Source organism: Catenibacterium faecis, from assembly GCF_014306455.1.
Classification (GTDB): domain Bacteria; phylum Bacillota_I; class Bacilli_A; order Erysipelotrichales; family Coprobacillaceae; genus Catenibacterium; species Catenibacterium mitsuoka_A.
Window position 1 is genome coordinate 1 of record NZ_JACRWG010000037.1, and the last position, 26,299, is coordinate 26,299.

Here is a 26,299-nt window from a genome sequence, read left to right on the forward strand (position 1 = left end):
AATTCAGAAATGCATTTGTTTTTATCTATATTTTTAGTTCTGTAGTCGTAACAGTATAATAGGAATGATGAATACCAGTCTCTTTGTACCTCAGTACCATCTTGCAGCTTATACATTCGGTCAGATAGTTTCTTTTTAATATAGTCATCAATAGTATGGTCGTACTGTGAGGCTCTATAATCATTAGATACTTCAATATATATACCACCTGATACCTTGAATTTCTGTTCTACAGCAGATTGAAAACCAGAAGGACATCTGTTCTTTATGGATTTGCCAAAACGCTTTTTCCTATTAAACTTGCCTTTACTATTGACCGTAGTTTCTTTAGCTCGTCTCATAAGCTTGCCTGCATTTTTAGGTTCTGTGATAAATACATCTCCAAGACTTCTTAAATGGTTAGCGTCTTCATTTATTGCAAGCTGTCTGTTTATAGCATTGATGCGACATAGTTCAGAGTACTTTGTTTTCAGCTTCTTATAATGATTAGAATAAATCCAGGTTTTACGGCCTTTTTTAACAGTACCATCATCATTATAATTCTGAGGATTAGTTGCACGTCTTGACCTGTCCATAGCACGGTGAAGCAGACGTTCTTTTCTCTCAGAAGTCTGAATACTGCTGCCACGCTCTGAAAGGTTTTTTAGACCGACTTCCGTATCAGATGTATAAGCAACAGTCTGTGTACCAATATCAGCACCGATCATTCCTTTGCCATATTTATGTCTTGGGCTGCCATGCCTATCATATTTTGGCTTTGCTTTACCCTCGATAGTGAGATGCAGATATACTCTGTATTTACCTCTTATCATCTTAGGAACAAGCGTAGCATAGCAGGGTCTGTATGTATCTATGCAACAGCCATCTTTAATAAGAGTATTAACAGCCCTGTCATCCAAAATCTCAGATTCGGCAAGATATGATAAAACCGTATCTGCTTCATCCTGTTGGAATCTATCATTTATTTGTATTCCAAATACCATCCTGCCAAGTTTGAAATGAAGTTTATTATCTGTAACGGATATAGGTATACCACGATTGATCTGCTTTGCACGAATACAAGGCAGTTCTCCATATCTTGCGAAATGAATGGCATTACCATTACCGTATAAGCATTTTTCAATACCACGCCATATATCTTCGGCTTTAGTCAGAGCAAATACAGCGTCTACACCATATTTCTTGCCTATTGGAATCATGGACGTTCTGCAGTATTCCCATGTAATATTATAAGCTTTCTGCATTTCATTAAGTTGTTTAGCATAAGTTTTTCGTTTAGCCTTATCTTTAGAATTACCATAAAGAAAGAGTAATTTACGGTATCTCTTTGTACGCATAAGCTGATCATAATTCTTTCTCATAAGACCAACAAGCTCATTCCCAGCTTTGCGTATCTTATCAGAAAGAGCCACTACTTTAAGTACATCAGAATAAGGCATATCGGTTTCTACAGCCAGGATATGCCTGTCAGAAGATTTATGAAATTGTTTTAGAAGTTTTTTATGTTCTTTATCAGTCATCATTTTTCTGCTCCTTAATATTATCTTAATTACTGTAGATACAAAATATCCTCTTGACCATAAAACACAGTATCCTGCATAGAACTGTATTAATTGTGGAAATGCCTTGAATAGTTCAATAGCACTCATATCTTTAAAAGTCCCTGCAACATCAAAGGAAGCAGCAGTTTGTGGTACATCTACAAAGACATGCACATGATCAGGCTTCACTTCAAGAGCCTTAATGTGGTAATAGATTTTTCTGTAATATCTGTTTCAATATTTCCTCTACATTACCTTTTAATACCAGAAATATGAATTTCAGATACCTGATGATGTGATACTGTATCAGATGTTTTCAATACGAAGCACTATGATATTGTTCCACACTCTCTTGTTCACCTAATTGATATTTTCCCTGGATTCCTCTACGCATCAAGTCAAGAAATATGATACTCTCTCCTTCCACAGCAGAATAGATACGCGCAGGGTTTTCAAGTTCTGTTTTCTATCCAGCAGGAATGGAAATATTTATTTGTACATTATCACTTTTAGTTCATGCCATTACTTTTTTCCACAGCTTGAATGATATGCTGAATTATTAGGATTGCACTGTTCTGCATGGTTATTATTGTTCGTTATATATGCAGTGTTATTAGGATTTTTCTGATTACAGTGATGGTTGCTTTGTTGTATGTGTGTTTATATCATAGTTACTTTTACTAATGATCTGTTTACTTTCTATACTTTAATATACATAGATTATATATCATTTTTCTAAGTATATATCAAATGAAAGCCACAAATTTATAACGATTATGGACTATCTAGACTTTAGTGAACAAAACGAAGACATAAATCATGAATACTTACTTCTCTTCCAATAAGATCTTGAAAATGCAGGATTAAAACAAAAATTCTACAATCATCTATCTAATGCAGATTTATTCATTAATGACTTTTTAGGTTATCCGCAAATGTATGTGGTCTTCTCCTTAAACAGTCAAAACAACTGCTGCAAGTTTAAAGAAATTCTATAAGTGTATGGCAGAACATGGAAAGATAGAGAAGAAAGATTATGATTATGTATGTCGTGATATCAAGGAATCTATGGAATACTGGCAGGAATCTTGTAAGTCATATAATAATCCACATTTCCCATTCTAAGCACAAATCCCTAGAAACATAAGTTTCTAGGGATGTTTTTAATTATTCATCAAATAATGCATGACCGAGTCTTACCATTGTACTACCTTCTGCAACCGCAATAGGGAAGTCATGTGTCATACCCATTGATAGTTCAGTTAATTGATAGTTAGGATAAGATTCCTGTAGTTTAGTTAATAGGTCTTTTGTTGCTTTAAAGTATTGTCTTGTTTCTTCTACTTCAATATTAGGAGCCATCATCATTAATCCTCTAGGATTTAAATGAGGTTTATCTTTTAAGTAGTCCATAACTTCATTCATTTCTTCTTCATTAAAGCCATGTTTAGATTCTTCTTTCGCAATATTAACCTGTAATAAAATATCCATAACTAAATCATGTTTAGCTGCTTGTTTCTCTATTTCATCAATTAATCTATAGTTTGCGACAGAATGAATCATCTGTACCTTATCAATAATATACTTTACTTTATTCGTCTGTAATGTACCAATAAAATGCCATACACCTTTTCCATGGTAATCTTCATACTTCTTTAAGAAGTCCTGTACTTTATTTTCACCATAGATCATAACACCACATTCTTCTAGCTTTTCTACTTCTTTTTCATCAATATATTTAGTTGCTGCAACAAGCTTTGCTGGTTTAACAGCTTCTAATAACCTTTTAGTTTCTGTTTCATTTACTCTCATCATTTATAACCACCTCGAAAATATTATAATTCATTTAAAGTAAAAGAAAAAGGCTGATTATCAGCCTGATTAAGGATTTGTGACAAAGAATAGCCCTGCTCATAAAGGAGTATGAATTCTTTTTTACAACAGTCAAATTGTTTAAAGAGACTTTCTTTCTCACGTTTATTTTCATATACCTTCCAATAGCCACAACATTGACACTTCCTATGATGTATAAACCCCCATACATCAGCAAGTGGATAACCCAAAAATAACCCTATTTCGTGTGGATATTGACTCATCTCAAGACGTTTCTCTAGATGAGATAGAATATCATGATCAGGATAATCATATTGTTTCAGAAAGGATTGAATGTCTTTGTTAGTCATTAAGTAATTGAGTGAGGAAGGCAGATATACATATACTGTATAACGACCATGAGTATAAAAGAGATTTATTCGTAATCCTTGAAGGTTAAGAATCTGATCATAATATTCTACAAGTTCATGAACATCTGAATATCTATTATCAAGATAAAACATACTACCTAGCTTACGCTTGATCAAGGTAGGTGTGCAATGCGTAAGAAGAAGATGTTCAAATTGATGATATCCTAAGGTCATATTAAAGTAACTCTTTGATGGCTTCTACATCTTCATCAGTACCATCATTTTCTACTTTATAAAGACATGGAACATGATAATCTTCACTGATCTTATCACCAGCTAAACAATATGCTTCACCATATCCTGTATCACCAGAAGCAATAACACCTTTAATAGATGGATTGTTTTCTAAGAAGTCTGATACTTCATAAGGAACATCTCCAAAACCATCTGTATAAGTAAATAAGATATAGTCTTCAGAAACCTTTTCTGTACCGTCTTCAATATGTAATGCGTCTGTAATACCTAGTTTTCCAATTAATGCTTCTACATTTCCAGTTCTTGATGCATAGACTACTTTCATTGTTGACCTCCTAGTTAGTTCTTACTAACTATCTATAGGTTAGCATATCCTAACTGTATAATCAAGTGTTTTTGTAAAATAAAAAGACTGTTGAATTCAACAGCCTCATATTGCAAATAAAGTATACCAATAATAGAAGTAATCGTGATTGGTATTTCCCCGTGTATTAATTCTTTTTCTTATGCAGAAGATACATAGTTATTACAACTATAGCACAGGCAGTGTATATGCTAAAAAGCACATTATAAAATTCAAAATCCTGCCATGCATTAAATACATACATGAATATCTCTAAATTAATTAGAGTTAGTATATGACATCCATAGGTTACTAAAAAGAATAAAAATATTATCATCAATAATTTTTTAAATGTATTCATTCTATTTTCTCCTTATAATTCATTAAGATTATGAACAAGTCACAACGCCACCACTTTTTTCAGGATACCCTGTATGGCGAGATCTCTTTGTGAGTACTATTCCTGCAGAAGACATACCTCTAGATATACTAATTCCAAATCCTGTTGGTACTATAGATGATTTATGACTATATAGGTAACGCACATTAAAATATTTTAGTTTTCCACTTACTACTCCTGTCATAGAAAAAGATCCCTTATACAAATACGCATAGTATTGATCACCTTTTATTTTCAATGGAAATGACCATCCGTATGATCCAATAACATCTTGATCACCTTTCTTAACCGCTGACTTCGTCCATGTTTTTACACTCTTAGAGGATTTGAATTCCTTGTATTTTAATGAAGAAGTAACGGATGAAACTTCCTTAAAAATATGATTATTATCTGCTTCATATGCCATCGCAAAAGCATCATTTCCATAATCTTCAGGTGTTCCATTCCAGCTAAAGCTTACTGTTGCTTTTACAGTAGACAATCCTGTTTTCGCATCATAACTTAATATATTCTTCTTAACGCTAAACTTGATTTTTGAAGAGGCTTTTACAGACATTTCCTCTGTTCCATCATAATTCTTTATCGCATCAATTTGATAATTTGTATACTTATATCTTTTCAATTCCTCTCTTGATTTACCTTTTAATTCATAAATGTGATTTTTAAAACGATCAATATCTTTTCTTGCTTTATTTAACTTCACTGCATTACTATGAGTTTCAGACAGCATGTATCTAGATTTAGTTATATTGTATTCATTTTTTAAAAGAAGATATTGATTAATAACTGTATTATCTAAAGCAGACACTTCAGTATTAGCTAACGATACTGCACAAGCAGCAACTAAAAAAGAAAGCACAATTAATTTTTTCATATCTTAACACTCCATTTTTAGCATAAATGTAAACGCTTACTGCATTTAAATACTATCATGGCACCTGTATCTCTGTCAACAACTATATAGTTTTCCTATATATTGAATAAAAAAAATATATTCATGATACTATTTCTATGGAGGAAGAGCATGACTTACAATAAAAACGGTAAAAAGTATATTAAACAATGTAAGTATCTATTTGCTTCTTATGGTAAATCTGAAAAAGAATATATAAGAAAACTCATAGATAATATTGATGATGGTTCTCATGATATGACATATGATGAAGTCGTAGAAAGACTTGGTACACCCAAGGAAGTTATTATTAGTTACTATGAGCAGGAAGATATGGAAAAACTGATTGAAAAAGCAAAGGTAAGAAGATTATTGAAGAATTTCTTATCAGTTGCGTTTGCTGTATTATTAGTATTCTTATGCTACAAAGCATATATTTATCAAAAGACTTTTGAAGAAGTAAGAGATTCAAAAAATGGATATTTTGAAGAAACAATAGAAGTCAAAGAAGACTATGAAATCAAATGATCTCACAGTCTTCTTTTTACTTTGAAAGAAATGGGCATCACTTTTAGTGATGTCCACTTTGGTTATGATCTTTCTTCTATATATTTTCTAATATTAGACACGTTCACATATTTTGCATAGCTCTTATCATTCGCAACGACAAGAGTAGGGGCCTGCATAACAGAGAATCTCTTTGTGAGGTCTACTTGTTCTTCTGCATCTATTAATTCATAGTCTACATGTTCATCTTCTAATATCTTCTTAATAATACGACAGTTAGGACATGTTTTTGTTGTGAATAAATAAAGCTTTTCATTCTGTATAACAGGTTGTACCTGTTCTTCTTTGATTTTCTTCATATGTCTGCCACTTAGTACTGAGTGACCCATATCATATGTTTTACGTTCCTTGAATTCCTGTGCTTTACCTTCATTCCAGTTCTTAACTGGTCTATAGTAACCTGTAATACGGCTCCATACTTCTGTTGGTTTACCGCATACAGGACATATAGGTTGTTCACCTACAAGATATCCATGATCTTCACAAATAGAATAAGTAGGTGAAATTGTATAATAAGGAAGTTTATAGTTTTCTGCAATCTTTCTTACAAGTGTTGCAGCACCTTTCCAGTCTGGTAGTTTTTCACCTAAGAAGGCATGGAATACAGTACCTGATGTATAAAGAGTCTGTAATTCATCCTGAATATCTAAGGCAGTAAATAAGTCATCTGTATAACCTACTGGTAAATGAGATGAGTTTGTATAGTAAGGTGTATTACCCTCTTTAGTGGCAGTAATGATATCTGGATATTTCTTCTTATCATGTTTCGCAAGACGATAAGATGTAGATTCTGCAGGTGTTGCTTCTAGGTTATATAAGTCACCATATTCTTCCTGATAGATGACTAATCTTTCACGCATATGGTTTAATACATCCTTCGCAAATTCCTGTGCATCTGTATGTGTTAAGTCTTCTTTAAGCCAGTTTGCATTGAGTGTGGCTTCATTCATACCTACTAAGCCAATAGTAGAGAAATGATTCTTAAATGAACCTAAATAACGTTTTGTATAAGGATAGAGACCTTCTTCTAACAACTTACTAATAACATCTCTTTTTACCTTTAATGATCTTGCAGCAAGATCCATTAAGTGATCCAATCTTTCATAGAACTCATGCTCATTATGAGATAAATAAGCAATACGTGGAAGGTTAATAGTAACGACACCTACTGATCCTGTTGATTCACCTGAGCCAAAGAATCCTCCACTTTTTCTTCTTAATTCTCTTAAGTCAAGTCTTAATCGACAACACATTGATCTGACATCACTTGGTTCCATATCTGAATTAATATAGTTAGAGAAATATGGTGTACCAAACTTTGCAGTCATTTCAAATAATAGTTTATTATTTTCTGTTTCAGACCAATCAAAATCCTTTGTGATAGAGTAAGTAGGAATAGGGTACTGGAATCCACGACCATTCGCATCACCTTCAATCATGACTTCAATAAAGGCTTTATTGATCATGTCCATTTCTTTCTGACAATCCTTATAACGGAAGTCCATTTCTTTTCCACCAACTATCGCATTGAGTTCAGCTAAGTCATTTGGTACTGTCCAGTCTAAAGTAATATTAGAGAAAGGAGCCTGTGTTCCCCAGCGTGAAGGTGTATTGACACCATAAATAAATGATTCAATACATTTCTTAACTTGATCATAAGGAAGATTATCTACCTTTACAAATGGTGCTAAGTAAGTATCAAAAGAAGAGAAAGCCTGAGCACCTGCCCATTCATTCTGCATAATACCTAAGAAGTTCACCATCTGGTTACATAACGATGCAAGATGTTTAGCTGGTTTAGATGTAATCTTACCTGGAATACCTCCTAAACCTTCCTGAATTAACTGTTTTAAAGACCATCCTGCACAATAACCTGTTAACATACTTAAATCATGAATATGGAAATCCCCATCTCTATGTGCATCCGCAATCTCCTGATCATATATTTCAGATAACCAATAATTTGCAGTAATTGCACCACTGTTACTTAGAATCAACCCACCAACAGAATAAGTGACAGTAGAATTCTCTTTTACTCTCCAGTCAGTCGCATTCACATAACTATTCACTAAATCCTTATAATCAAGAATCGTAGACTTCATGTTTCTTACTTTCTCTCTCTGTTTACGATAAAGAATATAAGACTTCGCCACATCACTATAACCTGCCTGTGATAAGATATCCTCTACACTATCCTGGATATCTTCTACTGCAATCTTATGATCCTTGATCTTCTTTTCAAAATCACTTGTGACCTTTAATGCAAGCATATCAATCACACTTGGATGATATTCTTTCTTTAATGAAATAAATGCTTTTTCAATCGCACGGGTTATCTTCTTTAAATCAAATTCTGTAATCTTACCATCTCTTTTAATGACCTGGTACATATTATCATATCCTTTCTTCTATCCCTCTGATTTCACATTCATCAACATATTCTTCTAAAATCTTTTTATAATTCTGGAGTGTTTCTAATGAGCATGCATGTAAACCTTTTTGAATCACATTCTCATTATCTTCAAAGTTTTGAAGATAATAACGCTTAGCACCTTTGATCCATTCTCCAATTAGTCTCATATCATTTTCTGTATGAAATTCTTTAATGATTGTCGTTCTGAATTCATAATCCACATGATTTTCTAATAAATACTGGACTGTTGTCTTAATAGAATCAAGACGATAACCTTCTAAACCAATTGTCTTATTGTATTTCTTAGGCGCATTCTTGATATCTACAGCTACATAATCAACAAGACCTTCTTCTACTAACTCTTTTAACTTATTAGGAAAAGATCCATTTGTATCTAACTTAATAGAGTATCCCATATCCTTGATCACTCTTAAGAAATCTACAATACCAGCTTGTAATAAAGGTTCTCCACCTGTAATACATACACCCTCTAATATGTTCTTTCTCTTTTCTAAGAATTCAAGAACATCTTCCTGTTCAATCTCTACCATATTTTCTGGTAAGAAGACTAAATCAGAATTATGACAGAAAGGACATTTAAAATTACATCCTCCAGTAAATAGAGTACATGCCATCTTTCCTGGATAATCTAAAAGAGTGAGCTTTTGAAAACCAAAGATACGAAAATGATTCTGGTATGTTGGTTCTTCTATTGCTTTCTTAACTAAAAGATGCATTGTCTTTTCTAATTGGTCTACTTCTTCTAAAGTCAAATCAGATGTTAAATGAGACCACCAGTCTTTTCTCGCAAGATACATCTCTGTAATCACATCTTTCGCTTTAGGTGTTGTTTTAAGTATCTTAGAACGTTTATCTAGATTATTCTCTTCTATACGAATATATCCCGCATCATGTAATTTAGATACACTCTTTGTGATTGTACCTTTATCTACAGAACCACTAGAAGACAATTCCTTCATAGTAATACCAGGATGTTCATGAATCATCATTAGATTCACAACCTGTCCATAACCTATATCATATTTCTTTAATCTATTATCATAATATTTAATAGCTGCACGATATAGTAATGCATTATCACTCATGAAGTTCTCTTTCTTATCCATCTCTCTCACCTCTTTAGTTGACTATCCAACTATATTAAGTCTAGCACCAAAAGAGAGCGTATGCAATTGTTGTGAAAATGTTTGCACATTATCTACTCCTATATATAGTATATACTAGTTAAATAAGTAATGTATTGAAGTTATAAGCGATAAAGCCTATATCAAGGAGTTAATAAAAAATATTTGATTATATCTTAGTTAAATAGTTCCATGATATAATTATGAATAAGGGAGGATATAACTATGTCTCTATCAGAACTATTATCGTTTTATATTAATAAGAAGAAAACGAATATGACACAATTTGCACAATACTTAGGAATAGATCGTTCTACCTTGCACAAGATTATTAAAGGTCAAAGACCTGCAACAAGTGAAGCATTAGTCAATAAAATGGCACAATATCTATGTTTAAGTCAGGAAGAAACAAAACAAATACTAGAAGCTTATGAAATTGATACAATAGGTGCTTTTGTATTCTATCGTCGTAAACATATCCAGGATTTCTTTAAGGAAGCAGATCATGTATTAGATCATCATTATCAAATAACAGAACAGGTACAAGACGATCAGACTCTTGTAGATGATGTCTATACAGGAAGAATTAATGTAGAACATATACTCTATACTTTATATTCTTATGAACTAAGAGAAGAAAAACCTCATGTAAGAATCATGGAACAGCCTTATGAGATGTCTATTATATTTGATTCTTTTAATCATATTTCAGCAGAGATGCCTATGACTCATTTATTCTATCTAGATAACTCTCAGAAACAGACAAAGAATAATGAATTCTATAACTTAAAGTGTTTAAATAATCTATTACCTGTTATTTTACGTAATAAGAATTATCATCCTTATTACTACTACAGTAATGTTTCTATCATGAATGAACATAATGTATTCTACCCTAATGTAATGATTACAACGCGTTATTTATTTACTTATACAAATGATCATAGTCAGGGAATACTTTATAAACTTCCACAAATTGTGAATGCCTATAAAGAAAAATTTGATGCTTATTTAAAAGAAGCAGAGTGTTTTATGACACGTAATTCATGGACAAACTATCTTACAGACACAGAGACATTCTTTGATACTCATGTTATTACGCAGGAGATCATGACAACACCATGTCCTACTTATGTATTTGAAGAGAACGATTTATCCATTATGCGCAAGGCATTAAAAGACTTCTTTCCTAATAAAGAGGAGTTTATTAAAGACTTCCAAAAATTTGGATATTATTGGAATGAGGTATTCTATCCTCAACATTCTGATATATTCCATATTATCTATACACTGCAGGGATTACGCTATACAGCCAAGACTGGTTATCTCCATGATATACCACCAGAACTCTTTAACCCTCTTTCTTTAGAAGATAGACTCACATTACTTAGAAAGTGGAAAGAATTCTGTAAGAAGCATCCTTATGTCATGATGGCAGATATGCCTTATCTTTCTGAAACATCTACAACATACTTCCAGTTAACTAATCAATCATTCCATATAATTGCATCCGATTCAACTGGCACCCTCGCAAATATCTCTATTAAAGAAATCACCCTTGTAGAAGCATTTAAAGACTTTATTGACAATGTAGTGAAGAAGAATGCTTATAGTAAAGAAGATGAAATCAAACTGATTGATGAATGTATAAAAATGATTGAAATGGAGATGTAGTACTATGTATGTTTCTCAATTATTATCCGAATATATCAAGACTAAAAAAATCAATATCAAAAAGTGTGCAGAATACTTCCAGATAGACCGTTCTACTTTTTATAAGATTATTAGAGGAGAACGTAAAATACCAAATCGTGATTTTATCCAACAGATCAGTCAATATCTCTATCTTACTAATGATGAAAAGAAAGAATTATTAAATGCCTATGAAATAGACAGAATAGGAGAGTTTCGTTATTATTGTCGTCAGCATGTAAGTTCCTTCTTAAAAGAAGCCACATTACTTGATAACCGTTCCTTTACAACACCTGATACTTTAGATTCTATCTTAAAGACAGGACACTATACTAATAAATATGATGTAGAACATCTCTTATATGAACTATCTCTCTTAGAATGCAAAGAAAAAGACCCTCATATAAGGATCCTTGGTCAGCCTACTCATGCACTCTATTTATTAAGAATAGTCTCTTCTCATATACCTATTACTCATATATTCTGTTTAAATAACACAAACGAACTAACGAAAGATAACCAGTTCTATAACTTAAGTGTTCTTACAAACATCATGCCTTTAATCTTTAATAATGATCACTATAGTCCATATTATTACTATAATGAGATTAATGCGATTAATAACCATCTTTGTTTCTTTCCTAATATGATTCTTACTACTAGATATCTTCTTATTTATACAGCAGATCATTCAAGTGGTATTCTTTATGAAAAAGGAGAAACATATGATGCGTATGAAATACTATTTAATCAATATTTAAAGGAAACAAAGTGTTTAATCACTAATAAGGATGAAAAAAGTGATGTGATAGAAGATTTCAATTGTATTCTCTATGCACCTCCTATTGGTGCAGTCTATCAAGAGGACGATCCATTTCCAATTTTTTTAGAAGAGAATGTTTTTGTGGAATCGTTCAAGACACATTCAATATATTTAAAACAGTTTGTAAAGCGTAATAAAGATCATCTATCAGGACTCTATACCTTGCAGGGATTAAGACATTTTGTGGATACTGGTTATACAATTGATTTCCCGCAGCCATTCTATCAACCACTAACGATTAATGATAGAATCAAAATCTTACGTAGACTAAAGAACTTTATAAATACCTACTCTATAAACCTTGTAGATGTCCCTGAATATGATAATATGTCTTTCTCAGTTATAGTCATGAACATTAATACACTCTATTTCCAGATTGTATCAGCCAGTGGCACTATCAAAACAATACAGCTGCATGAAGCAAGTCTTGTAATGGCTTTTAATGACTATTATCAATATATACTAGAAGAAAGATTGTTAAGTAAAGAAGACGCATTTAAAATCATTGATAGCTATATTACACAATTAGAGATGTTAAAAGAGTGAACCAAAATGTTCACTCTTTTTATGTTAGCTGATTTTTGTACCTGCTGGTAAATCTGTTTCTAATACTTTAATTGATTTCTTAGTTCCACCTGCAAGAATCATACCCTGAGATTCTACACCTCTTAATTTAGCTGGTTTTAAGTTCTTTACAACAATTACCTTCTTACCAGGCATGTCTTCTGGTGAATAACTATCTGCGATACCTGAAACAATCTGTCTTACTTCTCCACCAATATCAATCTGTGATACAAGAAGACGATCTGCTTTAGGATGCTTTTCACATTTCTTTACTTCACCAACAACTAATTCTACCTTAGCGAAATCATCAATAGTGATTTCAGGTGTTTCATCCTTCTTTTCTGGAACAACTGGCTTAGCAGGAGTTAACTTTTCTACCTGTTTAGCTACTTCTTTAGGATCTAATCTTGCAAATAATACTTCTGGATGATCAGTCACTTTAGTACCTGATTTATATGAACCGAAAGTATCTAACTTCATCATATCTCTTTCATCTGTATTAATCATATCTAAGATTTTCTTAGATGTACCAGGAATGAATGGTTCTAATGCGATAGCTGAGAATCTGATAGCTTCTACTAAGTTATAAAGTACTGTTGCAAGACGATCTTTCTTAGTTTCATCCTTTGCAAGAGCCCAAGGCATAGTATCATCAATATACTTATTAGTACGTCTTAATAATACATAGATTTCATCCAATGCCTTAGCAAGCTTGAATTCATTTTCTAACTTAATAGTCTTTCCTGGCATTGCGAGTGCGATTGATTTTAATTCATCATCTACTGGTTCACATACATTTGTATTAGTAACAACACCATCAAAGTATTTATTACACATAGCGATTGTTCTGTTTACTAAGTTACCTAAGATATTAGCAAGATCACTATTAATACGTTCTACTAATAAGTCCCAAGTAATTGAACCATCGTTATCATATGGAATTTCATGTAATAAGTAGTATCTTACAGCATCCACACCAAATAGGTCTACTAAGTCATCCGCATAAATAACGTTACCTAAATGTTTAGACATCTTAGAATCACCCATTAATAACCAAGGATGACCAAATACCTGTTTTGGTAGAGGTAAATCTAATGCCATTAAGATAATTGGCCAATAAATAGTATGGAATCTAACGATATCCTTACCAATAACATGTACATCTGCAGGCCAATATTTATCAAATAATGGATCACTATGACCATCTAAATCATAACCCAAACCAGTAATATAGTTAACTAATGCATCAATCCATACATATACAACATGCTTTGGATCGAAGTCTACAGGGATTGACCAAGTAAATGAAGTTCTTGATACACATAAATCCTGTAAACCTGGTTTTAAGAAGTTATTGACCATTTCATTCTTTCTTGATTCTGGCTGAATAAATTCTGGATGATCATTATAATACTGCATTAAACGATCCTGATATTTAGATAATTTAAAGAAATATGCTTCTTCTTTAGCATCATGCACTTCTCCACCACAGTCAGGACATTTTCCATCTACTAACTGAGATTCTGTAAAGAATGATTCACATGCAGTACAGTATTTACCTTCATAATGACCTAAATAAATATCACCTTTGTCATGTAACTTCTTAAAAATCTTCTGTACTTGTTTTACATGATATTCATCTGTAGTACGGATGAACTTATCATAAGTGACATCCATCATATCCCAGATACGTTTTACTTCTCCAGCAACTTTATCTACATATTCCTTTGGTTCAATTCCAGCTTCTTTAGCCTTCAATTCAATTTTCTGTCCGTGTTCATCTGTACCTGTCTGAAAACGTACATTATAGCCCTGCTGTCTCTTAGCACGGCAGATTGCATCACTTAATACAATTTCATAAGTATTACCGATATGAGGTTTACCTGAAGTATAAGTAATTGCGGTTGTTAAATAGAAATCTTTTGGATCTTTCATATTTTTCCTCCTGAAAATAAAAAAACGTCCTTAATAAAGGACGAAATTATCGCGGTACCACCTTTTTTACACTTACGTGTCACTCAATCTCTTAACGCGAGTTACGGTTATCCCTATTAGAGATAACAGCTCCCAGACCATCTTTCTAAAGCTTCACACTTATTTACACCAGCCATAAGTTCTCTATGCATTTCACTTTAGTCTCTTCTGTTCATTGCTTTTACTTTAAAACTTTAACAAATTTCTACAACCTTGTCAATGATAGGGTTGAAAGTCCTCACATTAAGATGTTCACTTTCAAAAGTTGAATATTTTTAAAGTTTTGAAAGTGAACCATTAAAGTACTTACTCTTCTAGTAACCATTCAGCAATATCGTAAATCACAATACCTTCATAGCTATACTTTGGATGTCTCGTTCTGGCAATAATCATTTTAGTATATGCATCTCTAATTTGTAGTAAAGGAGAGTATTCTCTCTCAAAAGTTTCCTGTGCTGAGATATTATCACTCACCTGAATATAGATTTTTTCACTACCTCTTTGAGCTACAAAGTCTATCTCTTTCTGGTAGAGTTTTCCAACATAAACATCATAACCACGACGTAATAGTTCAATACAAACCATATTCTCATACACTCTGCCATAATCCATATTTCTGCTACCTAAAATAGCATATCGAATACCTGTATCACACAAATAGAACTTCTCAGAACTTTCCAAATATTTCTTACCGCGAATATCATATCTCTTAATATCATAAAAAACAAAAGCGTTACATAAGTATTTAATGTATTTACGTACTGTGACATGATTTGTAGATACATTATTCGCAGTTAAAAGCTGACTCACCTTATTTGGAGAAGTCAAATTACTAATATTATCCATCAAGAATTCACTTAGTCTTTGTAATACGGTTGTATCAGGTAAAGCATACTTTTGAACTAGATCTCTTGTCACAATAGTTTCATAGACTTCCTTAATATAAGTAACCCTATCCCTATCATTTGGATATAAATAAGAGCCTGCCAAACCACCTTTAAAAGAGTATTCATCAAAAAGCTTATCCTTATCACTCACATCACTATAATATTCACAATATTCTTGAAAGCTGAAAGGAAATACATGTATTTCAATATATCGTCCTGTAAAGAGAGTTGCTAGATCAGCACTCAACAAGAAAGCATTAGAACCAGTTACATAGATATCATACTTTCCTTTAGAATAGAGACTATTAATAGCTAACTCAAACTTTGGACACATCTGAACTTCATCTACAAAGAGATAATTCATTTTACCTGCTACATAATGTTGTTCTACATAAGAATGGAGTGCATGATATTCCTTGATTTCTTCAAACTTCAAATCCATAAAATCAATAAAAATTATATTGATATTATCGTAATTTGTTTTTAGGTATTCAATGTATGCCTGCATTAGTTTAGATTTCCCAGAACGACGAATACCAGTAATGATTTTAATGTCCGGTGTATCCTTTAGTTCAATGATCCTGTTGAGATAGTTTTTTCTCACAACTGTTTTCATATATTCACCCACTTTCAAAAGTTTAAATTTTTTATAGTTTTGAAACTGAACCACTACACTTATTATACTGTTCTAAAACTGTATGAACAAGATATCACTTTCAAAAATGAAATTATTTTAAAGTTTTGAAACCGTAATAGAAAAATGAATGTTTTAAGCAAATTTGTATTTTACTTGACACATTATATATATGATTTACAATGCCATTGAGGTGGTATCGTATGAATAGTTACGCAAATTATATAGAGACAATAATTGAACATGAACCTGAAAATAAACTTTTAGAAGCAAGTGCTTTATATAGCCAATCATTCAGTACGATTCCTGAAATGACTTACTATAAAACATTAGAAAGAATGTGCAAGAAAGGTATACTTGTACATCTTACAAAAGGGTTATATTATAGACCAAAAAATACACGGTTTGGTACAGTCCCAATTAGCGAAAAAGACATTGTTGATCATTATATAAAGGATAATCAGGGAATTGTAGTTGGGTATAGACTTTTTAATCAAAAAGGTTTAACTACACAAATCAGTAAACGTGTTGAGGTTCTTTCCTCTGCTGTACCAGGTAAAAAGAAAAATATTCATAATATATATGTGATGAATATTAGTATTTCTCTAACACCTGAAACAATTCCTATTATTGAAACTTTAGAAATTCTTCAAAATTATAAGTCTATTGAAGATATCAATAACACCGCACTAGCTGCATATATGAAAGACTTTGCAAGACATTATGCTGATGAAGCGACTGTTTATGTCCTTAAAAATAGAAAGTATAAGAAATCAACTATCGCATTTTTGGAAAGTTTTCTAAACTACTTTAAGGTTGAAAATACCTTAAATCAGTTCTTGTCATCGCTCTCATCATACGCTATTCCGGATATAGAGGAATTCTATGAATCTGTACTTTAATGTGGACTGTTTTTGAAATACAAACCACAAATAAACACATAAATTTCTTATCTTATTCACATTGAATTCATGTATTATATCTAGTATGTTTTTTGAATTATGTGAATTATATTCGTCTGTTGTATTAGAATGTGAAAGGTACTAGAATACTAAAGAAGGAAGTGATAGATATGGATTTAGAAAAGATTTTTAATGACCAAAAAACATATTATGACACATTAATGACTAGAGATGTAAGTTTAAGAATAGATGCAATAAAACGTGTTAAGCTATGGATTAAAGACCATATGGACTTAATAGAAGATGCTTTAGAAAAGGATTTAGGTAAATCTAGAGGAGAATCCTATATGACAGAAATAGGACTCACTCTTGAAGCCTGTACATATACATTAAAGAATATTAAGAAATGGGTAAAGAAGGAAAAGGTAAAGACACCTCTTCATCAGTTCTTTTCTCGCTCTTATACGATTTATGAACCTTATGGTGTAACACTTATTATTTCACCTTGGAACTATCCATTCCTACTTGCGATAGAACCACTTATTGGTACTATTGCAGCAGGTAACTGTGCAATAGTGAAACCAAGTGAACAGACACCACATACTTCCGCTATTGTAGCGCAACTCATTGATACATGTTTTGATAAAGGACATGCCTATTGTGCTGAGGGTGGTTTAGAGGTTTCTAAGGAACTTGTGAATTTACCTTTTGATTATATTTTCTTTACTGGTGGTAAAAAAGCAGGAAAAGAAATCTATATGAAGGCGGCAGAAACATTAACACCTGTCACATTAGAATTAGGTGGTAAGTCTCCTGCTATTTTAACTGATATGATTCCTATGGAGATTGCAGCGAAACGTATTATATTTGGTAAGTTTTTGAATGCCGGTCAAACTTGTATTGCGCCTGATTATATATTAATTAAGGATAGTATGAAAGCGGCCTTTATTGATTATGCTGATGAATATATTAAGAAATTCTTTGGTGAACATCCATTAGAAAGTGAAAACTTATGTAAGATCATCAATAAAGAACAATTTGATCGTTTAAAGAAACTATTAGAGAATCAGGATATTCTTATTGGTGGAGAAGTGGATGAAGAACATTTAAAGATTGCACCTACTATTGTGAATGATGTAGATTTTGATAATCCTTTAATGGAAGAAGAAATCTTTGGACCTATTCTTCCACTCGTAGAATACAATAGAATTGAAGAAGCAATTCAATATATTAATAGTCATGATAAGCCTCTTGCCCTCTATTTATTCTCTAATGACTCATATCATGCCAATAAGATTTTAGACTTATGTAGCTTTGGTGATGCATGTATTAATGATACAGTGAGTCATTTTGCGACTAATACACTCCCATTTGGTGGTGTAGGTGCAAGTGGTATTGGTTATTATCATGGTAAGTTTACTTTTGAGACATTCTCTCATCGTCGTTCTGTATTACATAAGAGTACACGTATCGATTTACCATTTAGATATTATCCACTTACTGATGATAAAATGAAGTGGATCAAACGTTTCTTAAAGTAATACTTACGAACACTTAATGTGAGTGTGATTTCTTCTTAACCCTTTCTTTACTATACTGAGTGTAGTAAAAGAAAGGGTGATGGATATGAAGTACAATTTATACTGGTTAGGTTCAAAATTAGTTGCTGTTATGATTATGGGAACTATACTTCTATCTGCCACTCATTGAGTGTAAACTAGAGATTCATTTCTCTAGTTTTTTTACTTAATATTTATGTATTCTTGTGCTTGCAATGATATTTGTATTTCTCCTCTTATTCTATACTAAGTATAGAAAAGGAGACGGAACAGTGAGATACGAAATTGCTTGGGCAGTATCTAAGATTATTTGTGTGTTAATCTTATTTGCCATCACCATGTATGCTGGTTATATAGTTCGTTAATCAGCATTTTTTATTTTATTTCATGTATAATAATAAATGAGGTGAATAAAATGGGTGAATATGATAAGTATTTTAATAAGGATCTTCATAAAGATTTAAATAAGAATTCCCATATTAAACATGTTATTGCAGTTACAAGTGGTAAGGGTGGTGTAGGTAAGAGTTTAATGACATCATTACTTGCAGTCATGATGCACCGTATTGGGTATAATGTAGGTATTCTAGATGCGGATATTACAGGACCTTCTATTCCGCAGGCTTTTGGTTTAACTGAGAAACTTTATGGAAATGATAATGGTATTATTCCTGCTGAAACACGTACAGGTATTAAGATTGTTTCTTTAAACTTAATGTTGGATAATCCTACTGATCCTGTTGTATGGAGAGGAAGCTTAATATCTAATACAGTAACTCAGTTTTGGACTGATGTCTATTGGGGTGAATTAGATTATTTATTTGTCGATATGCCTCCAGGAACTGGAGATGTTCCTCTTACAGTCTTCCAATCTCTTCCTGTAGATGGTATTATTACGGTGTCTTCACCACAGGAACTTGTCAGCATGGTTGTAGAGAAATCAGTGAATATGGCACAGATGATGAATATTCCTATTTTAGGTCTTGTTGAGAATATGAGTTACTATATCTGTCCTGATTGTGGAAATAAACATTATTTATTTGGTGAGAGTCATATAGATGAAATTGCGAAAAAGTTTAATATTTCTACTGTATGTCGTTTACCAATGGATCCTGCAATTACTAAAGTCGTAGATGCAGGACTTATTGAAACAATTACACAGATGGAACTTATGCCTATAGTGAATGAATTAATGAAGGAGGAGTAAAAAATGATTCAGCACGTTGTTGTATGGAAATTTAAAGAAGGTACAGAAGATCTACAGAATCAGTTTGTAGAAGGATTAAAGGGACTTGTAGGACAGATTGATGGTATCCGTTCTTTACATGTTGGAAGAAATGAAAATCCTAATGAAACATATGATGTTTCATTAGTTATGGAATTTGATAATATGGAAGATCTATCAAGCTATGCAAATGATCCTAGACATTTAGCTGTTGCGAAAATCGCAAAGGAAAATGCTGAAGTAAGAGCTTGTGTAGACTTCACTATCTAATATAACTCAGGAATTTCCTGAGTTTTTTTATTTACATATCTATTACATAACTTTCGTTGTATAATATAGTTATCATGTTTGACGGAGGATTATATTATGAATACAGCTTTAGTAATTATGGCTGCTGGTATTGGTTCACGTTTTGGTGGAGGAATCAAGCAGTTAGAGCCTGTAGGACCTAATGGTGAAATTATTATGGATTATTCAATCCATGATGCAATTGCCGCTGGTTTCAACAAAATTATCTTTATTATCCGTAAGGATATTGAAGAGGACTTCAGAGAAGTTATTGGGAATCGTATTGAAGAAGTCGCTAAGAAGTACGATGTAGAAATTGCATATGCATTCCAGGATTTAAAAGCATTACCAGAAGGAATTGAATGTCCTGAAGGACGTACTAAGCCTTGGGGTACTGGACAGGCAGTACTTGCCTGTGATGGTTTAATTAATGAACCATTCGCAGTTATTAATGCAGATGACTATTATGGTAAGGAAGCATTTGTACAGATTCATGATTTCTTATTAGACTATACACCTGAAAAACCAGATCATCTTGCGATGGCAGGATTTATCTTAAAGAATACTTTAAGTGATAATGGTGGTGTAACAAGAGGTATCTGTGCAGTAAATGAAGAAGGATACTTAACTGATGTAGAAGAAACTAAGAATATTGAAAAGACTTCTACTGGTGCACGTGTAGGAGATAAAGAAATTGATCCTAACGTAAATGTATCTATGAACTTCTGGGGATTAACTCCTGAATTCGTAAATACTTTAAAAGAAGGTTTTGTAGAATTCTTTGAAAACATCAAAGATCCACTAAAGGATGAATACTTATTACCTATCTATATTGGTGAACTTCTAAGAGAAAACAAATTAAGTGTTAAGGTATTAGAAGTACAGGATTCATGGTTTGGTGTAACATATAAAGAAGATGCACCTGTAGTTAAGGAATCATTTAAGAAGTTAATTGATGAAGGTGTTTATTCTACAAATTTATTTGATAATATTAAGTAAACGAAGTGCTGTAATGGGTAAATAACTCATTACAGTTTCAGAAATAGCAAAAGGGCGGACCGAAAGTAAGTGCGTCTGAAATATGAAAAGGTTATTCACCACACAATAGTGAATAACCTTTTTGAGTTGGGATATAAAAAAGAGCTGTAACGTTCAAGGTAGTAGTAAATACTATCAATTCGTTACAGCCCCTTTTATTTTAGTGTATTTTATAGTTATAGAACTCTACCGTTCTTTACAGTATATTTTTTACCTTTATAACGAACACGACCTGAATAATTCCAGTCTAATCGTCCATTAATAATATAGAAACGCTGATTATCATGATATGCAATACCTGTATAATTCCAGTCTAATCGTCCTTTTCCAATATAGAACCACTGATTATTGTACTGTGCAAGGCCTGTATAGTTCCAGTTTAAACGACCGTTTTCTACATAGAACCATTCATTACCTTTTTGAACCAGTCCTGTATAATTCCAGTTTAAACGACCATTTTCAACATAGAACCAATAATTCTTGTATTGAGCAAGACCTGTATAATTCCAGTTAAGCTTACCTTTTTCAATGTAGAACCACTGATCATTATACTGAGCTAGTCCTGTATAATTCCAGTTAACACGTCCACGTACAATATAATACCATTCATTACCAGACTGACCTAATCCGGAATAGTTCCAGTTTAAACGACCTTTTTGAACATAGAACCACTGATTATTGTATTCTACAATACCTGAATAGTTCCAGTTTAAACGTCCCTTTTCTACATAGAACCAATAATTATTGTACTGTGCAAGGCCTGTATAATCCCAGTTAAGCTTACCTTTTTCAATATAGAACCACTGATCATTATACTGAGCTAGTCCTGTATAATCAGAATTAACTGCACCTTTTTCAATATAGTACCAGTCATTACCATACTGGAATAAGCCATTGAAATCTTTGTTGACTTTACCATCTTCTACATAATACCAAGTACCTGTTCCATTAACCTGTGCAAGAGTAGTTTCATGTACAACCTGTCCATCCTGCATTAAGTACCAATCACCATCCACGTAAACTAGATTAGCTTCTGTAGAATGATTATAAGTGACTGTAACTGTCTTAACACCATCAGTATCACCTTTTACTGTATAGTTATAGTTACCTTTTGATGCATAATAACCATTAACTTTTGGAAGTGTAATTGTCTTTGTATCACCAACATTTACATTTACATATTCAGTCTTAAGAACTTCTTTTTCTTTATTCACGATATTGATTCTTGTAGTCTGAACCTTACCTAATGACACTGAATCTTTATAGAACTTTAATGACTGTAGTGCATTACCCTGGATATCAAATAATGTTGCGTTATCCCAGCTTGATCCACCCCATGAAGGCTGACCATTATAATACATCTCATCGTCTGGAGCATAACCTACAGCACCCTTAGAAGCCCATCCAGTACCATACTTATCAGCGACTTCTTTATTGTACTTCCAGTTAGTCCATCCAGCTTTCACTGGAATCCATCCTGGTTCCCAATAGAAGCCACCTAAACCGTTATCCTGTTCAGTAAGAACCTTATACATATCAGTTAATTCATCTACCTGACCCTGAGGACCAATTTCATACTGATAAAGTCCATAATCAGAGCCGATAGAGTTTGGTGTACCATCACCATCTTCATAGCTGTTAACCCATGCAGTTTCCATAACCGCAAATAGCTTTCCTCTTTCTTTTGCAAGAGTCTGTACATCCCTTAACATATCAGGTGTATTCCACCAGAATGGGTAATAAGAAGAACCTAAAACATCATAGTCTACATTTCCTTTTTCCCATGCATCCATGATCATAGAATAAATTTGACGATTAGGTGTTTCAATATGTAATGTAACTAAAGCATCTGGAAGCATTTCACGTACTGCTTTAGAACCTGCATTTAAATAACGGTCTAATACAGAATACTGAGATTCATTTTTCCAAACAGAATTATTACTGTCTTTATTATGAATACCAGCCATACCTTTGGTAATTTCATTACCAACCTGTACCATACCTACATCAACACCTGCATCTTTAAATTTCTGTAAAGTATCTTTAGTGAAGTCATGGATATTTTCACACATCTTATCTGGATCATTAGCATCCTTCTGCCATGCTTTTGGTAGAATCTGTTTTGCAGGATCTGCCCAGAAATCAGAATAATGGAAGTCAACAAGCACCTTCATACCATACTTAGTTGCTTCTTTACCAATCTTTAATCCATTATCTACAGTGCTATCTCCACCACCGTATGTTTCACCTTTTTCATTGTATGGATCATTCCAGATTCTTAAACGGATATAGTTAACACCATTATCCTTTAAGATTTTCATTAATGGCTGTTCTTTGCCATCATAATCATAATATTTAACACCTGCATTAGTAAGTGCTACATATGATCCAACATCTACACCTCTGATTGTAGATTCAGACATATTAGAAATCTTATTAATAGTGACCTTCTTTTCCTTTAAACCAGTATCATCACCATATTCATAAGGATCTCTGTATGAATCAATATCAATATTCCAGCCCTGTGCAAAACCAAATACTGCAAGAGAAGTCTGTGCAAGTCCCTGTTCATTAAAGAAACCATTCCAGCTTCCTACATATTCAGCTTCATCGTAAATTAAACCACCTGCATTACTATCACTAATAGAAGCACTTAATAAGTTATAGATGCTTTCTGCTTGTGTTTCAGTAGATGCTGTTTCATCAGCATTCTGACGTGGGAACTTGATGTTAGAAACAATTAATTGCTTATCTGCTGCCTTTTCTTTTACTGTAGTACGTAACGTTTTAACATAATCATTAATACCATTACGATCAGCATAAAGATTAACACCTAAATAGCTGTAGTCTACGCTGGCATAACCTAGCTTTTCAATCACATACTGAATACCTTCAGCATCATCAGGTGCTGCAAAACTTAAAGCTGTTTTAACACCTTTTTCATTAATAAGTTTAGAGATAGTAGCCATTGCGACAAAGCCATCCCATCCTCCACCTTCAGTTAGACCAAGGAAATTATAATTCACTTCATTTCCAATAGTCATCATAGTAGGTAAAGCATCATTCTTACTTAAAGTATCAAGTACTTCCTTAGTATAGTCTGTTGCCTTTTCTACCGCATTATCCTGAGTCCATCCTGCAGGTAATTGCTGACTATTTGCATAAGTAACATCATCAGAATAGAATAATGTGATGTTTGTTTTTAAGCCTGCTTCTTTAGCAGCTTTAATTGTTTTGATAGCACTATCTAGTGTATAACATTTAGTTTTATCACTTGATGTGTCCGGATTTACTGCAACCTTGACAGAAACCGTATTAATTCCCTGTCCCTGTACAAACTTAAATAGGTTATCAATTTTGACGCTCTTGTAATTGTAGCACGTTTTACCCCATTCCAAATCCTGCTGATAATGAGTAAAATCTGCACCTAATACAGTCTGATCGTTAATGCCTTCAATCTTCTTATAATCAGCTATAGAACGACTCAATGATGCTGCAGTGACTTGATTGTTGTTGTGCATAGTTGGTACTGGAGTAACTGCGCTTACACCAGACATGCCCATCGAACAAACAAGCGCTGCACTTACAAAACTTGTAATCAACTTTTTGTTCATATATATCTCCCTTCCTCTTATATAGTATGAAAATATTTTAACATAATTTCACACAAAGAATCATCCAACCTGACATAAAATGACATATATAGGTATAAAAAAATATATTTAGACATTAAAAAAACCTTCTCACGAAGGTTTATAGTGATAAGAAGAAATCCTGCATCTTCTTAGCTTCTGTATTTATTTCTAGATTACGTTTTTCAAATGCTTCGATATTGAAATGTTTAGATTGATGAGATGCTTCTTCAATCGCAATTACCCACTGGGTGATTGCTTCATCTGTAATAGGAAGCATCTTCACATTATCATTCACAATAGAGGCACGAGAAATAGTATCAGAGATCATACATGGTAGGCCATTGGCTTCTGCTTCTAATAATGCGACACTTAGCCCTTCAAAACGAGAAGGGAAGATGTATTGATCCATTGCCTGGATATAATCACTCACATTACTCTTGATACCTAAGAACTTTACATCTTCTTCAATACCATATTCTTTTACCTGGTTCTTTAATGCTTCTTTATCTTCACCATCTCCAATAAGTATCAACATATACTTACCAGGATATCTATGATCCAACGCATTAAATACCTTTAATAGATATGGATGATTCTTCTGGAAATGGAATCTTCCTGTATGACCTAATACAATCTTATCTCCTGCATGAAGTTCTTCTCTTATAGATTGTCTGATTTCTTCATTTGGTTTAAAAAAGTTCACATCTACCGCATTATTAATTAATTTATAGTTAGGTAATACGGCATTCTTTCCAAAGAACCATTCATTCGCATCTTCTGAACATGTCCAGAAGTCTGTCGCATATTTTCTAATCTGTGTTCTATTGAACTTATGTAAACATCCTCTTAAGAAGCTATCTCCATTAGCCGCATTATGACAATGAATAATACGGGTAGGGATACCATATTGTTTAGCCTTCTTTAAGTAATCAATATTCGCAAGAGAACATGTATTAAACCAGATAGCTTTATATTCAGAGGCATGTGTCTTAAAGAAGTTTTCTAAAGCTTCAGAGAAAGCTTTTCTATCCTTGCTTCTTGCAGGAATACGATAAATAGTACCACCGAGACTTAATATCTCTTGTTCATGGGCGACTACTTCTGTATTACATAAGAAATCAAATTGTACTCGTGTACGATCTAGATGGCGATAGTAGTTCATAATAACAGCTTCCATACCACCTGGATTATCTGTAATTCCAAATACTAGTACTTTCATAATTTTCTCCATTTCCCCGCGCCTTTGTTGCGCGGACACAAATATATAACCAAACTCAAATCCCCCAAAACTCTAGTGTGCATCTCGATATAATAGTATAATCAAAGAGAGGTGGTATAC

20 protein-coding genes and 1 other annotated feature are annotated in these 26,299 nt (G+C 32.9%); of the genes, 9 read left to right on the top strand and 11 right to left on the bottom strand.

Going from position 1 to position 26,299, the window contains the following annotated elements; genetic code table 11:
• A partial coding sequence (locus H8909_RS08750) for a transposase (RefSeq protein ID WP_187012546.1) occupies positions 1-1,730 on the bottom strand: 1,730 nt, incomplete at its 3' end.
• An 813-nt stretch (positions 1,731-2,543) separates the two neighbouring features.
• Between H8909_RS08750 and H8909_RS13625 the strand changes: the two genes are divergently transcribed.
• Positions 2,544-2,666 (top strand): hypothetical protein, encoded by a 123-nt coding sequence (locus H8909_RS13625; protein ID WP_255465883.1) that lies wholly within the window; start codon positions 2,544-2,546, stop codon positions 2,664-2,666.
• A gap of 42 nt (positions 2,667-2,708) precedes the next feature.
• On the opposite strand, the gene H8909_RS08755 is transcribed toward H8909_RS13625, so the two are convergent.
• From H8909_RS08755 to H8909_RS08770, 4 genes are all read right to left on the bottom strand, one after another.
• On the bottom strand, positions 2,709-3,356 hold the full coding sequence (locus tag H8909_RS08755) for a YggS family pyridoxal phosphate-dependent enzyme (RefSeq protein WP_006504461.1): 648 nt from the start codon (positions 3,354-3,356) through the stop codon (positions 2,709-2,711).
• Between the two features lie 20 nt (positions 3,357-3,376).
• On the bottom strand, positions 3,377-3,958 hold the full coding sequence (locus H8909_RS08760; RefSeq protein WP_187012547.1) for a DUF3793 family protein: 582 nt from the start codon (positions 3,956-3,958) through the stop codon (positions 3,377-3,379).
• 1 nt (position 3,959) lies between these two features.
• Positions 3,960-4,304: a class Ib ribonucleoside-diphosphate reductase assembly flavoprotein NrdI gene (gene nrdI, locus H8909_RS08765; RefSeq protein WP_055234096.1), complete on the bottom strand. Its 345-nt coding sequence runs from the start codon at positions 4,302-4,304 to the stop codon at positions 3,960-3,962.
• Between the two features lie 407 nt (positions 4,305-4,711).
• On the bottom strand, positions 4,712-5,596 hold the full coding sequence (locus H8909_RS08770) for a hypothetical protein (protein ID WP_187012548.1): 885 nt from the start codon (positions 5,594-5,596) through the stop codon (positions 4,712-4,714).
• A gap of 150 nt (positions 5,597-5,746) precedes the next feature.
• Between H8909_RS08770 and H8909_RS08775 the strand changes: the two genes are divergently transcribed.
• Positions 5,747-6,142, top strand: a complete 396-nt coding sequence (locus H8909_RS08775; protein WP_187012549.1) for a DUF6120 family protein — start codon at positions 5,747-5,749, stop codon at positions 6,140-6,142.
• Positions 6,143-6,204: 62 nt separating this feature from the next.
• On the opposite strand, the gene H8909_RS08780 is transcribed toward H8909_RS08775, so the two are convergent.
• Together H8909_RS08780 and H8909_RS08785 are read right to left on the bottom strand one after the other, a co-directional pair.
• Entirely contained in the window at positions 6,205-8,571 is a 2,367-nt protein-coding gene (locus tag H8909_RS08780) for a ribonucleoside triphosphate reductase (protein ID WP_187012550.1), read from the bottom strand.
• A gap of 4 nt (positions 8,572-8,575) precedes the next feature.
• The gene (locus H8909_RS08785) at positions 8,576-9,721 is read right to left on the bottom strand and encodes an anaerobic ribonucleoside-triphosphate reductase activating protein (RefSeq protein WP_187012551.1); all 1,146 of its coding nucleotides are present in this window, start codon (positions 9,719-9,721) and stop codon (positions 8,576-8,578) included.
• 243 nt (positions 9,722-9,964) lie between these two features.
• On the opposite strand from H8909_RS08785, the gene H8909_RS08790 reads away from it, so the two are divergent.
• Complete coding sequence (locus H8909_RS08790; RefSeq protein ID WP_187012552.1) at positions 9,965-11,413, top strand: helix-turn-helix domain-containing protein; 1,449 nt, start codon at positions 9,965-9,967, stop codon at positions 11,411-11,413.
• 4 nt (positions 11,414-11,417) lie between these two features.
• A complete protein-coding gene (locus H8909_RS08795) occupies positions 11,418-12,800 on the top strand; it encodes a hypothetical protein (protein ID WP_187012553.1) in 1,383 nt (460 codons plus the stop codon).
• Between the two features lie 24 nt (positions 12,801-12,824).
• Here H8909_RS08795 and metG read toward each other — a convergent pair whose 3' ends face one another.
• Together metG and H8909_RS08805 are read right to left on the bottom strand one after the other, a co-directional pair.
• A complete protein-coding gene (gene metG / locus H8909_RS08800; RefSeq protein ID WP_187012554.1) occupies positions 12,825-14,753 on the bottom strand; it encodes a methionine--tRNA ligase in 1,929 nt (642 codons plus the stop codon).
• Positions 14,754-14,786: 33 nt separating this feature from the next.
• Positions 14,787-14,977, bottom strand: a binding site (T-box leader).
• 121 nt (positions 14,978-15,098) lie between these two features.
• Positions 15,099-16,295, bottom strand: a complete 1,197-nt coding sequence (locus tag H8909_RS08805; protein ID WP_187012555.1) for an ATP-binding protein — start codon at positions 16,293-16,295, stop codon at positions 15,099-15,101.
• Between the two features lie 221 nt (positions 16,296-16,516).
• Between H8909_RS08805 and H8909_RS08810 the strand changes: the two genes are divergently transcribed.
• The 5 genes from H8909_RS08810 to H8909_RS08830 all read left to right on the top strand — a co-directional run bounded on the left by H8909_RS08810 (position 16,517) and on the right by H8909_RS08830 (position 21,286).
• Entirely contained in the window at positions 16,517-17,215 is a 699-nt protein-coding gene (locus tag H8909_RS08810) for a DUF6088 family protein (RefSeq protein ID WP_187012556.1), read from the top strand.
• Between the two features lie 170 nt (positions 17,216-17,385).
• Entirely contained in the window at positions 17,386-18,756 is a 1,371-nt protein-coding gene (locus H8909_RS08815) for an aldehyde dehydrogenase family protein (protein ID WP_187012557.1), read from the top strand.
• A gap of 433 nt (positions 18,757-19,189) precedes the next feature.
• A complete protein-coding gene (locus H8909_RS08820; protein ID WP_187012558.1) occupies positions 19,190-19,981 on the top strand; it encodes an Mrp/NBP35 family ATP-binding protein in 792 nt (263 codons plus the stop codon).
• 3 nt (positions 19,982-19,984) lie between these two features.
• Positions 19,985-20,269 (top strand): Dabb family protein, encoded by a 285-nt coding sequence (locus tag H8909_RS08825; protein ID WP_006504446.1) that lies wholly within the window; start codon positions 19,985-19,987, stop codon positions 20,267-20,269.
• A 96-nt stretch (positions 20,270-20,365) separates the two neighbouring features.
• Positions 20,366-21,286: a nucleotidyltransferase family protein gene (locus H8909_RS08830; protein ID WP_187012559.1), complete on the top strand. Its 921-nt coding sequence runs from the start codon at positions 20,366-20,368 to the stop codon at positions 21,284-21,286.
• A gap of 215 nt (positions 21,287-21,501) precedes the next feature.
• Here H8909_RS08830 and H8909_RS08835 read toward each other — a convergent pair whose 3' ends face one another.
• Together H8909_RS08835 and H8909_RS08840 are read right to left on the bottom strand one after the other, a co-directional pair.
• Positions 21,502-24,939 (bottom strand): glycosyl hydrolase 53 family protein, encoded by a 3,438-nt coding sequence (locus H8909_RS08835; RefSeq protein WP_187012560.1) that lies wholly within the window; start codon positions 24,937-24,939, stop codon positions 21,502-21,504.
• A gap of 139 nt (positions 24,940-25,078) precedes the next feature.
• The gene (locus H8909_RS08840; RefSeq protein ID WP_187012561.1) at positions 25,079-26,179 is read right to left on the bottom strand and encodes a glycosyltransferase; all 1,101 of its coding nucleotides are present in this window, start codon (positions 26,177-26,179) and stop codon (positions 25,079-25,081) included.
• Positions 26,180-26,299 lie beyond the last annotated feature (120 nt).